Here is a 15,747-nt window from a genome sequence, read left to right as displayed (position 1 = left end):
GTTCCCGTTACTGCTTGTTCGAATCGGTGGCGGCCGGCTTGGCCGCATCGGCCTGCTCGGGCTTGGCCGCGTCGGCCGGTGCCTTGCCTGCGGCCGGTGCAGCACCTGCCGGCGCGGCGCCGCCCGCGGCGGGCTTGCCGCTGGCGTCCTGCCCCGGGGTCCACGGCTTGGCCACCGCCGGTGCGCCTTCCTTGACCTTCTGCACGCCCGCCACGATCACCTTGTCACCGGCGGCCAGGCCGTCGCTGACCAGCCAGTTGCCGTTCTGCGCGCCATCGGTCTTCACGTTCTTGCGCACGACCTTGCCGTCGGCGCCGACCACCATCACGTAGCCGCCGGTGGTGTCACGCAGCAGGGCCTGCTGCGGCACCAGATAGGCGTTGTTGCGCTCGCCCAGGTTGGCCTGGAAGCTGACGAAGGCACCGGGCAGCAGGATCTGCTGCGGGTTCGGCAGCAGCGCACGCAGCGACACCGCGCCGGTGGCCGGATCGACCGTGGTCGAGGAGAAGTCCAGCGTGCCCGGCTCGCTGTAGGTGCTGCCATCGGCCAGCTTCACGGCCACCGTGGCCTTGCCGTCGCCGGACAGCGCCAGCGCGCCCTTGGCCTGCTGCGCACGCAGTTGGGTCAGCTCATCCACGCTGAGCGAGAAGTTCACATACAGCGGGTCGAGCTGGTCGACGGTGGTCAGCAGGGTCACATCGCCCTGGCCGACCAGCGCGCCCTCGGTGACCTGCTGCTTGTTGGCCACGCCACTGATCGGCGCGGTCACTTCGGCGTAGCCCAGGTTGATCCGCGAGGAGGTCACTGCCGCTTCGGCCTGCTTGACGGCGGCCAGCGCAGTGCGCTCGGCCGATTCGGCGTTGTCCAGGTCGGACTTGGAGACGAACTGCTGCGGGGCCAGCGAGCGCGCGCGATCGGCGGCGACCTTGGCGTTGGCGTAGGTGGCGCGGGCCGAGGCCAGCTGGGCCTCGGAGGCGTTGAGCGAAGCACGCAGCGGCGCCGGGTCGATCAGGAACAGGGTCTGGCCCTGCTTGACCTGGGAGCCTTCCTGGTAGACGCGCTTGAGCAGCACGCCCGGCACGCGCGCGCGCACGTCGGCGCTGCGGAACGGCGACAGGCGGCCGACCAGCTCGCGCTGCAGCGGCAGGGTCTGCGGCCTGGCGTCGATCACGCCCACCTCCGGCGGCGGGGGCGTCTGCTGTTCCGGCTTCTTGCAGGCAGCCAGCGCGACAGCAACGGCGCACGTCAAGGCAAGGGTGCGGAGTGGGGCGGTCATCAGGAGGAACTCCGGGGTTGGTTTGTAGACGGGGCCGGCGACGGCTGTGGCGCGAAGGCGCGCAGGAAGCTGTCGACGGAGAACTCTGCCCAGCGCCGACGCAACAGCGCGTCATCACGATGGGGGGTATGGAAGCGCTGTTTGTCGAAATCCTGACCGGCGATCATGCTCAGCAGCAGTTCGGCCATGAAGTGCGGGTCGTCATGCCGCAGCTGACCCTTCCTGCAAACGGTTTCAATCCATTCAGCAAGATGAAGCGTCAGCGCGCCGGCCCCATGCCGGTACAGCGTACGCGCCTCTTCGGGAAACTGGGCCGCATCGGCAGCAATCAGCCGGCAGGCCTGTCCTACGTGCGGTTGGTTGAAATGCTCCAGGAAATCGGTGGCGAACTGGAGAAGGCTGGCACGCAGGTCGTCAGTGCGGAGTGCACGGACCATGGCGCCGGTGGCGTGGCCGACATGGCGCTGCATCACCCGGCGCAGCAGGTCCTGCTTGCTGCCGTAGCGCGAGTACAGGGTCTGCTTGGAGCAGCCGGCGTGCTGGGCCACCGCATCCATGCTCATCTGCATTCCCTGCTGGGCCAGCAGTTCGCGCACGGCATCGAACACGCGCTCATCGCGTGCGTCGAGGGCAACGGGAAGGTAGGCCGGGTTCACGCGGTGGACTATACCGTCCAGTTCAGGATTGTGGAATCGCATCGGTGTCGCCGCGTGTGTCTTCCGGTAACACGTTTTGCCGATTCTGTCGGCAGTGCTGAAACCGACGCCAGCACCCTACCGGCACGAACTGAATAGGCGTCTAAACCGCAGCAAACCCGAATCTGCTTATTCCGTCCTGCAGCAAGGCCTTTTCGTGCGGTAGGGCTACAATTTCATTTTCCCAACTGAGCAAGCGCATCGCTCTGCCATGAAACCGCAAAAAACCGCAGCCAAGACCGTGAAAAACAAGACCAAACCAGCAGAGTCGGAGGTCGCAGTGACCGCTGGTTTCTCCCTGGAGCCGGTGTACACGGCATTGCGCAAGCGCTACCCCGCGGCCGCACAGGCCGAAGCAGTGGCCTTCGCCACTGACTTCTACAAGCGCATGGAGTCGGACGAGTTCCCGCACCACAGCGCTGAAGAGTGGGCCGCTCTCGCGGCTGAGACGCTGGAATTCGCCCGGGCCCGCAAGGCCGGCAAGGCCAACGTCCGCGCGTTCAATCCGACCGCGAAGGCCAACGGTTGGGAATCGCCGCACACCGTGCTGCAGATCGTCAACGACGACATGCCGTTCCTGGTTGATACCGTCACCATGTCCCTGGCCGAACAGGGCGTGGGTGTCCACGTGCTGGGCCACCCGGTGCTGCGCTTCACCCGCGACAAGGCCGGCAAGCTGGTCAAGGTCGGCGAGGGTGATGCCGAGTCGGTGATGCTGCTGGAGATCGACCGCCAACCGGCCGAAGCCATGGCCGCCATCGAACAGGCCATCAACAAGGCGCTGGAGGAAGTGCGCGCGATCGTGCGCGATTGGCAGCTGATGAAGGACAAGGCGCTGGCGCTGGCCGACGACCTGGGCAAGCGCCAACTGCCCGTCGACGACGCCTCGCGCAAGGAAGCACAGGAATTCCTGCGCTGGGCCGCCGACAACCACTTCACCTTCTTCGGCTACCGCGAGTACCGCGTCGAGAAGCAGGGCAAGGAAGACGTGCTGGCGCCGCTGAACGACACCGGCCTGGGCCTGATGCGTGGCAAGGACAAGTCCGCTGCCCGTCCGGTCAAGACCTTGGCCGCGCAGGGCCTGAACGCCACGTCCGGCCTGAAGGACGCGCTGATCCTGACCAAGACCAATGCCCGTTCGCGCGTGCACCGCGCCGGCTACATGGACTACATCGGCGTGCTTGAATTCGACGCCAGGGGCAAGATCATCGGCGAGCAGCGCTTCCTCGGCCTGTTCACCTCCAGCGCCTACAACCGTCGCCCGTGGGAAATCCCGCTGGTGCGCCAGCGCCATGAGCACGTGATGAAGCAGTCGGGCCTGGCTCCGGCCAGTCACAGCGGCAAGGCCCTGCGCCACATCCTAGAAACCCTGCCGCGCGAAGAACTGTTCCAGTCCAGCGAGGACGAACTGTTCCGCACCGCGATGGGCGTGCTGGGCCTGCAGGAGCGCGTGCGCAGCCGCCTGTTCCTGCGCCGCGACAAGTACAGCCGTTTCATTTCCGCGCTGGTCTACCTGCCGCGCGAGCGCTTCAACACCGACGTGCGCCTGCGCATCGAAGCGATGCTGAAGGACGCGCTGCACGGCGAGTACGTCGACAGCTCGGTGGTGCTGGGCGAATCGCCGCTGGCCCAGGTGCACCTGATCGTGCGCCCGAAGCCCGGTGAAATGCTCGACGTCGATACCGCAGAACTGGAGCAGAAGCTGGCCCAGGTGCTGCGCAACTGGCAGGACGACCTGCGTGAAGCGCTGGTGTCCCGCCATGGCGAGACCGAAGGCCTGCGCATCGCCGCCCGCATCGGCAAGGCGCTGCCGGCCGGCTACATCGAAGACAACAGCACCGCCGTTGCCGCCAACGATGTCAGCCAGCTTGACGCGCTGACCGGCCCGGACGACCTGCGCCTGAGCCTGCAGGCCGTGCCGCGCGAAAGCGGTGATGGCCTGCGCCTGAAGCTGTACCGCCAGCTGGACGACATTCCGCTGTCGGACGCGCTGCCGATGATGGAAAACATGGGCCTGCGCGTGATCGCCGAGCGTCCGTACCGCCTGTCGGTCGACAACGCGCCGGTGTACGTGCAGGACTTCGAGGTCGAATCGACCGCCGGCGCGATCGATGCCGCCAGCGTCGATGAAGCCTTCGGCGAGACCTTCGCCCGCGTCTGGCACGGCGATGCCGAGAACGACGGCTTCAACCGCCTGGTGCTGGCCGCTGGCCTGCACTGGCGCCAGGTCGCCATGCTGCGTGGCTACTGCAAGTACCTGCTGCAGACCGGCGTGCCGTTCTCGCAGGCTTACGTGGAAGGCACCTTCGCGCGCTACCCGCTGCTGGCCCGCCTGCTGGTCGAGCTGTTCGAGGCCCGCTTCGATCCGGCCACCGGCCATGAAAGCAAGGACGACATCGCGGCTGGCCAGGCCCAGCTGAAGGCCCACTTCGATGTGCTGGCTGCTGGCGACGACGCCACCCTGAAGGTGCTCAAGACCGTGGTCGACGCCCGCAAGGGTGACCGCGACGCGCAGATGCAGGCCGCGCGCGATGCGCTGCTGAAGCTGATGGACCGCGTGTCCAGCCTGGACGAGGACCGCATCCTGCGCTCGTTCATGGGCGTGATCGACGCGACGCTGCGTACCAGCTACTACCAGACCGATGCCAACGGCCAGCACGGCCATGTCATCAGCTTCAAGTTCGATTCGGCGCTGGTGCCGGACCTGCCGAAGCCGCGTCCGTACCGCGAAATCTTCGTCTACGGCCCGCGCGTGGAAGGTACCCACCTGCGCTTTGGTGCCGTGGCCCGTGGTGGCCTGCGCTGGTCGGATCGTCGCGAAGACTTCCGTACCGAAGTGCTGGGCCTGGTCAAGGCGCAGATGGTCAAGAACACCGTCATCGTGCCGGTCGGCGCGAAGGGCGGCTTCTTCGCCAAGACCCCGCCGGCCAATGGTGACCGCGATGCAGTCTTCGCCAATGGCGTGGCCTGCTACAAGCTGTTCATCCAGGGCCTGCTGGACATCACCGACAACATCGTCAACAACAAGATCGTGCCGCCGGTGGATGTCGTGCGCCACGACATGGACGATCCGTACCTGGTGGTGGCCGCCGACAAGGGCACCGCGACCTTCTCCGACATCGCCAATGGCCTGGCCATCGCGCACGGCTTCTGGATGGGCGATGCGTTCGCCTCCGGTGGTTCGGTCGGCTACGACCACAAGGGCATGGGCATCACCGCACGCGGTGCGTGGGAGTCGGTCAAGCGCCACTTCCGTGCGCTGGGCCGTGACAGCCAGACCCAGGACTTCACCGCGGTCGGTGTCGGCGACATGTCCGGCGACGTGTTCGGCAACGGCATGCTGCTGTCGCGCCACATCCGCCTGGTCGCTGCCTTCGATCATCGCCACATCTTCCTGGACCCGAACCCGGATGCGGCCACCACGTTCGTCGAACGTGAGCGCCTGTTCACCGTGCCGCGTTCGAGCTGGGCGGACTACGACGCCAAGCTGATCAGCAAGGGCGGCGGCGTCTATCCGCGCAGCCTGAAGTCGATCGAGATCACCCCGCAGGTGCGCGAAGCGCTGGGCCTGGACGACAACGTCAAGGCGCTGTCGCCGAACGATCTGATGAGCGCGATCCTGAAGGCGCCGGTCGACCTGCTGTGGAACGGTGGCATCGGTACCTACGTCAAGGCCGCCAGCGAGCAGCACAGCGATGTCGGCGACCGCGCCAACAACGCGCTGCGCGTGAACGGTGGCGAGCTGCGCTGCAAGGTGGTGGGCGAAGGCGGCAACCTGGGCATGACCCAGCTGGGCCGCATCGAAGCCGCCCAGGCTGGCGTGCTGCTCAACACCGACTTCATCGACAACTCGGCCGGCGTGGACACCTCCGACCACGAAGTCAACATCAAGATCCTGCTCAACGATGTGGTGCGGGCCAAGAAGCTGACCGTCGAGCAGCGCAACAAGCTGCTGGCCTCGATGACCGATGAAGTCGCCGAGCTGGTGCTCAACGACAACTACCGCCAGAACCAGGCGCTGAGCCTGATGGAGCGGATGGCGGTCAAGCGCCTGGGTTCCAAGCAGCACTTCATCCGCACGCTGGAACAGCAGGGCCTGCTGGATCGCCAGATCGAGTTCCTGCCGTCCGATGCCGAGCTGTCCCAGCGCAAGGCACGCGGCCAGGGCCTGACCCGTCCGGAGCTGTCGGTGCTGCTGTCCTACTCCAAGCTGGTGGCGTTCAACCAGCTGCTGGATTCGGATATTCCGGAAGATCCGTACCTGTCCAAGGAACTGCAGCGCTACTTCCCGACCCCGCTGCAGAAGAAGTACGCCGACGCGATGGAGCGTCACCGCCTGAAGCGCGAAATCATCGCCACGGCCGTGACCAACCAGACCATCAACCGCATGGGCGCCACCTTCCTGATGCGCATGCAGGAAGACACTGGCCGTTCCATCGCCGAGGTCGCCAAGGCCTACACCATCAGCCGCGAAACGCTGGATGCCCGCGCGCTGTGGGCGCAGATCGACGCGCTCGACGGCAAGGTGCCGGAATCGGTGCAGATCGATGCACTGGAAGTGATCTGGAAGCTGCAGCGTTCGTTCGTGCGTTGGCTGCTGTCGCGCCCGGGCGCGATGCCGGGCATCACCGAGGCGGTCAACCGCTACCAGGGCCCGTTCAACGACATCCGCGTCGCCTCGGGTGTGCTGCCGGATTCGCAGCGTCCGACCTACGAAGCCCTGGTGGCCGAGTGGAAGGAGAAGGGCCTGCCGTCCGCGCTGGCGCAGCAGCTGGCCGAACTGCACTTCCTGGAGCCGGCGTTCGACATCATCGAACTGGCCCGCACCCGAAAGCTGAAGCCGGTGGACGTATCCAAGGTCCACTTCCGCCTGGGCGATGCCCTGCAGCTGCCGTGGCTGTTCGAGCAGGTCGACGCGCTGGAGGTCAACGGCCGTTGGCACGCCGTGGCACGTGGCGTGCTGCGTGACGAACTGGCGGCCAACCACCGCAACCTGGCCGGTCAGGTGCTGGGCACCAAGGGCGGCAGCGCGGAGGCCAAGGTCGCAGCCTGGATGGGCCGTGACGACAACAGCCTGCGCTTCACCCTGGCGATGCTGGCCGAACTGGCCGAGCAGAAGACCCTGGACTACCCGACCGTTTCGGTCGCGGTGCAGCGCCTGGGCCAGCTGGCCGCGCATGGTGCGTAAGTGATGTAACGCCGGGCGCTGCCCGGCATGCGTTAAACACAGCGGCCCCGCGAAAGCGGGGCCGTTCTGTTTTTGCTTTCTTTTCTGCGATCACTGACCCGAGGCCGGCCGGCATCCTGCCAGGTGGATGACCGGCCCGTCCGCCGGGACCGTGAGCGCCATGGATGGCGCGACCGAGCCCCCAGGGATGGGTTTACGGCGTGTCCCGGCGGACGGGCCGGTCATCCGCCGCGCAGGGTCCAACCCCCGGCGCTCGGTTATGCTCTCCCTCATGCCTTCCCCCCGGATCCACCGATGAGCGACACCCCCCGCATCGCTTTCCTGGCCAGCACCACCGAACCTGCGCAGATGGCCCGCGCGGCGATGATTTCGCGTTATGGCGATCACACGCCGGAGCAGGCCGACGTGCTGTGCCCGCTGGGTGGCGACGGCTTCATGCTGCAGACCCTGCATCGGCACGGGCACCTGGGCAAGCCGGTGTTCGGCATGAAGCTGGGTACCGTCGGCTTCCTGATGAACCAGTACCGTGGCGATGATGACGTGCAGGCCCGCATTGCGCGCGCCGAACCGGCCAACCTGCGCCCGCTGGAAATGGTGGCGCTGACCGAATCGGGCACCAGTACCGGTTCGCTGGCCTACAACGATGTCTCGCTGCTGCGGCAGACCCGGCAAGCCGCGCATATCGGCATCGACCTGAACGGCCAGGAGCGCGTGGCCGAACTGATCGGCGACGGCGTGCTGGTGGCCACCCCGGCCGGCAGCACCGCCTACAACTATTCCGCGCATGGCCCCGTGCTGCCGCTGGGCTCGCACACCATCGCGCTGACGCCGTTGGCGCCCTATCGCCCACGGCGCTGGCGCGGCGCGATCCTGAAGGCGGATACCGAAGTGCGCTTCCGCGTGCTTGATCCGTACAAGCGTCCGGTCAGCGTGACCGCCGATTCGCACGAGACCCGCGACGTGGTCGAGGTGACCATCCGCGAGTCGAAGGACCGCCGCGTGACCCTGCTGTTCGACCCGGAGCACAACCTGGAAGACCGGATCCTGAGCGAACAGTTCGTTTTTTGAGGACAATGGGCGGCCGGCCCCGCCGACCGCTTGAAGGACCCCCACCGATGGGCGACAACTCCCCCCGTTTGCTGACCGTCGCGGTGACCTCGCGCGCGCTGTTCGACCTCGAGGAAAGCCACGCGCTGTTCGAGAGTGATGGCGTGGCGGCGTACGCCGAATTCCAGCGCCAGCATGAGGACGACATCCTCGGCCCCGGCGTGGCCTTTCCGGTGGTGCGCAAGCTGCTGGCGCTGAACCAGGGCGCCAGCCCGGAGAACCCGCGGGTCGAGGTGATCCTGCTGTCGCGCAATTCGGCCGATACCGGCCTGCGCATCTTCAATTCGATCCAGCATTACGGCCTGGGCATCATCCGCGCGACATTCACCGCCGGCGAGCCAACCTGGCCGTACGTGAAGCCATTCGGTACCGATCTGTTCCTGTCGGCCAACCCGGAATCGGTGCGCAGCGCACTGCGCCACGGCATCGCCGCGGCCACCATCCTGCCCAAGCCGCCGGGTGAAACCGCTGCGGCGGCGGCCGACCAGATCGATACCGGTCGCCCGGCCGGGCAGCTGCGCATCGCCTTTGACGGTGACGCAGTGATCTTCGGTGATGAAAGCGAGCGCATTTCGCGCGAGCAGGGCGTGGAAGCGTTTGGCCGCCACGAGCGCGAGCGTGCCCGCGAACCGCTCAGTGGCGGCCCGTTCCGCGGCTTCCTGTCGGCCCTGCATACGCTGCAGGAAGTCTTCCCGGCCGGCGAAAGCGCACCGATCCGCACCGCATTGGTGACCGCACGCTCGGCACCGGCGCACGAGCGCGTGATCCGCACCCTGCGCGAGTGGGGCGTGCGCCTGGACGAGGCGCTGTTCCTGGGCGGCCGTCACAAGGGCCCGTTCCTGCAGGCCTTCGGTGCCGACATCTTCTTCGACGATTCGCAGCACAACATCGACAGTGCGCGCGAGCACGTGGCCGCCGGCCACGTGCCGCACGGCGTCGCCAACGAAGGCTGAAGCCATGCATCCGCGCCCACCGAGGTGGGCGTCCACCAGAGCGCCGCGCCCCCGGTAGTTGCCGACCTTGGTTGGCGCCGTCCTGGATCGATGCCCACCAAGGTGCGCATCTACCGGTCAATGCGTGACCGACATCCCCAGCTGCAGGTCCACCACCTTCCAGCGCAGGCCCTGCGGCTCCAGCACCACCTTCAGGGGGGGCTGGCCGGGGCCGCGATCGACGTCGATCACGAAGCGGTCCAGCGCTTCGAAGTGATGCTCGGCGTTCTTCAAAGGACGCGCCGGTTCGGTCGGGCCGAAGGCATCGCCGCCCTGCAGTTCATTGCGACCGCGCTTCCACAGCACGTGGCCCTGCAGCATCGCGCCGATGCCGGTCGGGGTCACCATCGTCTCCACCGCGGCACCGCCCAGCTGGTCGCCCAGCCCATAGAGCAGGGCGCCGAACGGGCTGGCCGCTACCTCCGGGCCGGCCTGGCGCACCAGGTAGTCGTTGAGCTGGGCGCGCAGGCTGCCGCGCACGCGCGGGAAGTCGACGTAACGTTCCAGGCGCGCGGTGTCGCGCTGCTCGATGGCCTTGGACAGGCCATTGATGGTCATGTACGGGCCGCCGAACCACCAGGCCGCCACCGCCAGGACCAGCAGTACAACCAGTGCGATGAGCTTCTTCATGCTGGACAGACTGCCGCAACGGCGGCAGTGCGGGGTGAAGACTCAATGACTGGGCGAACCGCGGCCATCGCCAAAGGCGTCCACCAGTTGCTGGCGCTCGGTAGCGCTCAATGCCTCCAGCCGTGTCGCCAGCACTTCGTCCAGACTGCGGATGCGGGTGGTACCGAGAATGCCGCTGGCCACGCCCGGGTGTCCCAACGCGTAGGCAAAGGCGGTCTGCGCGGGGCGCTGGCTGCGGATCGCGGCCACGGCGCTGCGCATCTGGCGGGCGCTGTGCATCAGTTGCCGGCTGCTGGGCTTGAGCCAGGCGCGCGCCAGGTACCAGGCGTCGGCCAGCCGCGGCAGGCGCGCACGTGCGGGCAGCAGGTGGCCTTGTGCCAGCACGGTACCTGCCAGTACGCCGATGCCTGCGGCGTGCAGCTGGTCGATCAGCGGTTCGCGGTCCTGCTGCAGGGCGTTGTAGTCCAGCAGCACCAGATCGAAGGCGGTGGGGTGGGCGATCATCCAGTGAAGGGTCGACGCGGCGTGGGTGTTGATGCCGGTATGCCGGATCAGCCCGCGCTCGCGCAGGCGCTGCAGTGCGCCGAGCAGGTCGTCGTTGATGTCGTGTTCGCTGGCGCCATGCAACTGGTAGATATCCAGATGGTCCAGGCCGAGGTTGCGCAGCGAAGCTTCGCAGCTGGCGGTGATGGCCGCAGGCGAGAAATTGCGCTGTTCGGCGCCGCTGATGCCGGCCTGGCCGGTCAGCGTGCCGCCCTTGCTGGAGATCACCAGCGCGTCGCGCGGGTACTGCTTCAGCAGCGGGCGAAGAATGCGGCCCAGGCGCGGCTCGGCGTGGAAGCCCGAATAGTTGTGACCGGTGTCGAGCAGGTTCACGCCCTGCGCAAGTGCGTGTTCGACGACGGCGGCCGCGTCGCCCTCGGCGAAGCGGCGGTGGCCCCAGAAGCCGGAACAGCCCAGGCCGATCGGCGAGACCTGCAGGCCGGTACGGCCCAGCAGGCGCCGCTGCCGCGCCAGGGGCAGTTCCTGAGTCATCAGAACTCCAGGTCCAGCGCAGCGCAGAGGTAATCGACGAATGGGCCCAGCGCGGCGAGGTCCTTGCCCAGGGTGGAGAGCAGGCGCGGGCCGGTCATGGTGTCGTCGTCCAGCGAGCGCCACATCACCCAGTTGCGATGCTTGAGGTCGTCGATGAACTCGAAGTCGGCCGGGAAGCCGCGCGGCGGCCGCACCAGCTTCTCGCTCTCCTCGAAATCAAAGCGCTTGCGCAGCGCGGGAGCATGCGCGGCCGCCTTCCAGCTGCCCGGGTTGTCGAGGATGAAGTGACGCACGCGGCGCTGGGTTTCCGGTTCCGGATGCCACAGGCCGGCGCCGATGAAGCTCTCGCCGGGCTGCAGGTGCACGTAGAACGAAGGCGCGGCCACTTCGCGGCGGCGCTCATGGAACAGTCGAGCGCCCTGCCAGGTCTTGTACGGCGACTTGTCATTGGAGAAGCGCGCGTCGCGATGGATGCGGAACAGGGAGCCACCGACGCCCCGGGTATCGGCGCGGAAGTGCCCGCTGACCTCGGCCAGCGCCGGCTGCAGGTCGCCCAGCAGGCGCAGGAACGGCTGCCGTACGTGGTCTTCGTACTGCTGGCGGTGATCGTTGAACCAGGCCTTTTCGTTGTGCCGCGCAAGGCTGCGCAGGAACTTGAAGCTGGCGTCCGAGAAATAAGTGCTCACAGCGTCTCCTGCAGGTGCTGGCCCCAGTCGCGCAGCGATTGCAGCAGGGCCTGGCGCCGGGTGTCATCAGGCGCTTCGGCGGCCAGTGCATCGAGCTGCTGCTGGTACTGGGGCAGGTTGAGTTCGCCCAGGCCGCCGTCTCCGAGCAGCCGCTGGCGGCGGTAATCCTGCCAGCGCTGGCGTTCAGCCGGCGCGAGGCTGTCGGGATGGTTGCGCGCACGGTAGCGGAACAGCAGTTCGGGCAGGCGCGGGTCGCGGAAGCGGCCTTCCAGTGCGGCCAGCTGTTCCGGCGCCGTGGTGCGGGCCAGCGCCAGCAGCGGCTTGTCACCGTTGCCGAGGAAGCCGTCGTACAGCGATGCATCGACATCGGCCACGGTGGCCATGCGCGGCTGGTTGTAGACCTGGCGCGCCTTCTCCGCCAGCTGCGGGGCGAATTCGCGCAGGCGCTCGATCTTGGCGTCGATGGCTGCCACGTCCAGGCCCAAGCGCTCGTGGTCATCGGCACGCAGGTGGTTCCAGGCGATCAGCGCCGGCACCTTGTTCAGATGCACCTCCTTCAGCGGCACCCGTGCAACACCCTCGGGGAGCTCGCTGGCGCGCATGTACAGGCGCTGTGCGATCACGTCGGCCGGCAGTGCCAGCAGGTCGTCGATGTCGCCGTCCAGGTCGAACACGATCACCCGGTTGTTGATGGTGGGGTGCACGGCCAGCGGCAGCACCGGCGCCGCGCACAGGCGGCTGGCGGGGTAGCGCATGGAAATGTGCAGCACCGGCTTCATCGCGGTCACGTCCAGCAGGCTGCCGACGAAGCGCTTGTCGCGCAGCTTCAGCGCGTACTCCCACAGCCGCGGCTGCGACTGCTTGAACAGCCGCGCCATGCCGATGGTGGCGCGCACGTCTGACAGCGCTTCGTGCGCATCGCCTTCGCGCACGTTGTTGGCCTCGGCCAGGTGTTCGAGCTTGAACGAGGTGGCGCCGTCATCGCGCAGTGGCCACTGGATGCCCTCCGGGCGCATCGCGCGCATCAGCCGCAGCATGTCCAGCAGATCCCAGCGCGAATTGCCGTTGCGCCACTCGCGTTCGTACGGATCGTGGAAGTTGCGGAACAGGCCGTAGCGGACGAACTCATCGTCGAAGCGCAGGGTGTTGTAGCCCAGCGCGCAGGTGCCCGGGCGCGACAGCTGCTCGTTGATACGGTCGAAGGCTTCGGCCTCGCTGATGCCTTCGGCCAGGGCCTGCTGTGGGGTGATGCCGGTGACCAGGGTGGCCATCGGCGAGGGCAGCAGGTCGTCGGCAGGGCGCACGAAGAAGCTGACCGGGGTGTCGATCACGTTGAGATCGGCATCGGTGCGCATCGCCGCGAACTGGGCGATGCGGGTGCGGCGCGGGTCCTGGCCGAAGGTCTCAAGATCGTAGAACAGGAAGCTGTCGGCCATCAGTGTGCGCCCTCCAGGACCGGCAGCCGCGCGTGGATCTGTGCTTCCAGCGCGGCCCAGTCGATGTTGTCCAGTGAATCGTGGCCCGCGGTGGCAGCCGTCAGCAGGTCGCGCTGCAGCTCGGTACGGCGCAGTGCCTCGGCATAGGGCGTGTGCAGGAAGGTGACCATCGTGTAGTGCGGCACGAAGCGGGTCGGCCAGCGTCGCTGCAGTTCCTGTTCCAGTTCGCGTTGCAGCAGGAACGCGGGATCAGCTACGCGGTCACGCATTTCCAGATAGTTTTCCAGCGCCATCTGCTGGATTGCGCGCGCGTTCGGCTTGCGCTCGGCTTCGAAGGCTTGGAACGCGCCTTCCAGGTCGTCCGCTTCCATCAGATGGCGGGCCAGAGCCACGCAATCCTCGAATGCGCAGTTCATGCCCTGGCCGTGGAACGGCACCATCGCATGTGCAGCATCGCCGATCAGCACGGCGCGGCCCTGCTGGTGCCAGCGATCGAGCGTCAGCGTGCCAAGCAGGCCGGGTGGGTGCTGTTCCCAGTCCGCGCGCAGGTTCGGGATCAACGGCAGGGTATCGGCGAACTCGCGCGCGAACAGCGCCTCGGCCTGCGCGCCGGTGTTGACCGTGGCGAAGCTGGGGTCGCCCTGGTTGGGCAGGAACAGGGTGACGGTGAAGGTGCCTTCGTGGTTGGGTAGCGCGATGCACATGTAGTGGCCGCGCGGCCAGATGTGCAGCGCATTGCGCTCGATGCGGAAGCTGCCGTCGGCGGCCGGCGGAATTTCCAGTTCCTTGTAGGAGTGGTCGAGGAAGGCGATGTCCTCGCCCAGCGGCGCGCGCCGGTTCATTGCGGCGCGCAGTGCCGAGCCGGCACCATCAGCGCCGATCAGGGTGTCGAAGCGGATATCGTGCGGGCTGTCATCGCGGTCGTCGATGAAACGCGCGTAGCCGGCATCGAAATCGACGGTGTGCAGGCGCCGGTGGAAGTGTACGGTCGCGCCAGCCTGTTCGGCCAGTTCCAGCAGCGTGGTGTTCAGGTCGCTGCGATGGATCGACCAGATCACTTCGCTGTCGTCGCGGCCGTAGCGTTGCAGCTGCGGTTCGCCTTCGCGCGGATGCACCATGCGCCCGCGCATCATCACCGCGCGCGCCATCACCTCGTCTTCCACTCCCGCCTGGCGCAGGGCGTTGCGCCCGCGTTCGGCCAGTGCCAGGTTGATCGAACGGCCGCTCTCGTAGTCGGCAATGCGCGGATCGCCGCGGCGTTCGTACAGGGTGATGCGCCAGCCCTGCCGTGACAGCAGGATGGCCAGCAGGGACCCGGCGAGGCCGGCACCGATAATGCTCAACGAGCGGGAAGCGTGTGCGATCAACGAACTGTCCAGCAGTAGGGGAGGGGGCGGCTCAGAGGCCGGCCCAGGCTTCCACTTCCTCGACGAAGTGGTGCACGTCCAGGTAGCGGTTGTAGAGCGGGGTGGGCGAGATGCGGATCACATCAGGTTCGCGCCAGTCGCCGAGCACGCCGATGCTGCGCAGGTGTTCAAAGAGTGCGCGTCCGCGCTCGCGGCCCCCGATCACGCGCAGCGACAGCTGGCAGCCACGGCGCTGCGGATCGGTGGGCGTGATGATGTCCAGTACGTTTGAAAGGCGCGCATGTACGAGGGCTTCGAGCATGCCGGTGAGTGCCTGCGACTTGCTGCGCAGCGCGTCCATTCCCGCACGCTCGAACAGGTCCAGCGAGGCGCGCAGCGGCGCCAGGCCGAGAATCGGCGGATTGCTCAGCTGCCAGCCTTCGGCACCGACGGCCGGGGTGAACTGCGGTGCCATGTGGAAACGGGTAGCTTCTTCATGCCCCCACCAGCCTGCAAAACGCGGCAGCGTGGTATCGCGATGATGGCGCTCGTGCACGAAGGCACCGGCAACTGCGCCGGGGCCGCTGTTGAGGTACTTGTAGTGGCACCACACGGCGAAATCCGGGGCGACGTCATGCAGGCGCAACGGCAGGTTGCCGACCGAGTGCGCCAGGTCGAAGCCGATGCGCGCACCGTGCAGGCGGGCGGTGCGGGTGATGGCATCCAGGTCGAAGGCCTGGCCGGTGCGGTACTGCACGCCCGGCCACAGCACCAGCGCAAGGCGCGGGCCGTGTTCGGCGATGGCACGTTCGATCGCGGCCAGCGAGATCGTGCCATTGGCTTCGTCCGGCTGCACTTCGACCAGGCACTCGGCCGGGTCGAACCCGTGGAAACGGATCTGCGCTTCCACCGCGTGGCGGTCGGTCGGGAACGCACCGGCTTCCATCAGGATCACCGGGCGCTCGGCCGTCGGCCGGTAGAAGCTGACCATCATCAGGTGCAGGTTCACGCTCAGGGTGTTCATCGCCACCACTTCGCTGGGCAGCGCACCGACCACGCGGGCCAGCTGCGCGCTCACCAGGCGGTGGTAGGACAGCCACTGGGTAGGGCCGGTGAAGTGGCCTTCCACCGCCAGCTCGCCCCACTGCTTCATCACTTCCTGCACGGCCGCCTGCGCGCCGCGCGGCTGCAGCCCCAGCGAGTTGCCGACGAAGTAGGTCTGCTCGCCGCCACCGTGGCGTGGAATCAGGAATTCGTTGCGCAGCGGGCGCAGCGGATCGGCGGCGTCCAGAGCGATGGCGTGGGTGCGGCTGAGCAGGTCGGACATGGTCGGGCAACAGGCTGCAACGGGGCTGC

At 67.4% G+C, this 15,747-nt stretch carries 11 protein-coding genes; 3 read left to right on the top strand and 8 right to left on the bottom strand.

All coding sequences use genetic code 11. The annotated features are described in order from the left end of the window. Positions 1-7 precede the first annotated feature (7 nt). Positions 8-1,276 (bottom strand): efflux RND transporter periplasmic adaptor subunit, encoded by a 1,269-nt coding sequence (locus QP512_RS13020; RefSeq protein WP_286069004.1) that lies wholly within the window; start codon positions 1,274-1,276, stop codon positions 8-10. Then, complete coding sequence (locus QP512_RS13015) at positions 1,276-1,932, bottom strand: TetR/AcrR family transcriptional regulator (protein ID WP_286072047.1); 657 nt, start codon at positions 1,930-1,932, stop codon at positions 1,276-1,278. Before QP512_RS13015 ends, QP512_RS13020 begins: the two co-directional genes overlap by 1 nt. A gap of 250 nt (positions 1,933-2,182) precedes the next feature. Here QP512_RS13015 and QP512_RS13010 point away from each other — a divergent pair, with 250 nt between their 5' ends. From QP512_RS13010 to QP512_RS13000, 3 genes are all read left to right on the top strand, one after another. Further along, the gene (locus QP512_RS13010; RefSeq protein WP_286069003.1) at positions 2,183-7,159 is read left to right on the top strand and encodes an NAD-glutamate dehydrogenase domain-containing protein; all 4,977 of its coding nucleotides are present in this window, start codon (positions 2,183-2,185) and stop codon (positions 7,157-7,159) included. A gap of 294 nt (positions 7,160-7,453) precedes the next feature. Further along, positions 7,454-8,227: an NAD kinase gene (locus QP512_RS13005; protein ID WP_010480442.1), complete on the top strand. Its 774-nt coding sequence runs from the start codon at positions 7,454-7,456 to the stop codon at positions 8,225-8,227. A 47-nt stretch (positions 8,228-8,274) separates the two neighbouring features. Beyond that, positions 8,275-9,219, top strand: a complete 945-nt coding sequence (locus tag QP512_RS13000; protein WP_005410242.1) for a 5'-nucleotidase — start codon at positions 8,275-8,277, stop codon at positions 9,217-9,219. A 117-nt stretch (positions 9,220-9,336) separates the two neighbouring features. Here the strand turns inward: QP512_RS13000 and QP512_RS12995 are convergent, their stop codons facing one another. From QP512_RS12995 to kynU, 6 genes are read right to left on the bottom strand one after another with little or no spacing between them, the layout of a single operon-like run. After that, positions 9,337-9,888 (bottom strand): DUF2939 domain-containing protein, encoded by a 552-nt coding sequence (locus QP512_RS12995; protein WP_286069002.1) that lies wholly within the window; start codon positions 9,886-9,888, stop codon positions 9,337-9,339. A gap of 42 nt (positions 9,889-9,930) precedes the next feature. Next, the gene (locus QP512_RS12990; RefSeq protein ID WP_286069001.1) at positions 9,931-10,923 is read right to left on the bottom strand and encodes an aldo/keto reductase; all 993 of its coding nucleotides are present in this window, start codon (positions 10,921-10,923) and stop codon (positions 9,931-9,933) included. Further along, positions 10,923-11,609, bottom strand: a complete 687-nt coding sequence (locus tag QP512_RS12985; protein WP_286068999.1) for a DUF2461 domain-containing protein — start codon at positions 11,607-11,609, stop codon at positions 10,923-10,925. The genes QP512_RS12990 and QP512_RS12985 overlap by 1 nt, the downstream gene beginning before the upstream one ends. Further along, positions 11,606-13,045, bottom strand: coding sequence for an exodeoxyribonuclease I (gene sbcB / locus QP512_RS12980; RefSeq protein ID WP_286068998.1), 1,440 nt, complete (start codon positions 13,043-13,045; stop codon positions 11,606-11,608). The genes QP512_RS12985 and sbcB overlap by 4 nt, the downstream gene beginning before the upstream one ends. After that, on the bottom strand, positions 13,045-14,412 hold the full coding sequence (locus tag QP512_RS12975) for an NAD(P)/FAD-dependent oxidoreductase (protein WP_286068996.1): 1,368 nt from the start codon (positions 14,410-14,412) through the stop codon (positions 13,045-13,047). The genes sbcB and QP512_RS12975 overlap by 1 nt, the downstream gene beginning before the upstream one ends. A gap of 31 nt (positions 14,413-14,443) precedes the next feature. Then, a complete protein-coding gene (gene kynU, locus QP512_RS12970) occupies positions 14,444-15,718 on the bottom strand; it encodes a kynureninase (protein WP_286068995.1) in 1,275 nt (424 codons plus the stop codon). Positions 15,719-15,747 lie beyond the last annotated feature (29 nt).

Source organism: Stenotrophomonas sp. 57 (assembly GCF_030291075.1).
In the GTDB taxonomy this organism is placed as follows: Bacteria; Pseudomonadota; Gammaproteobacteria; order Xanthomonadales; family Xanthomonadaceae; genus Stenotrophomonas.
This window is presented reverse-complemented; position numbering and strand designations above follow the sequence as displayed.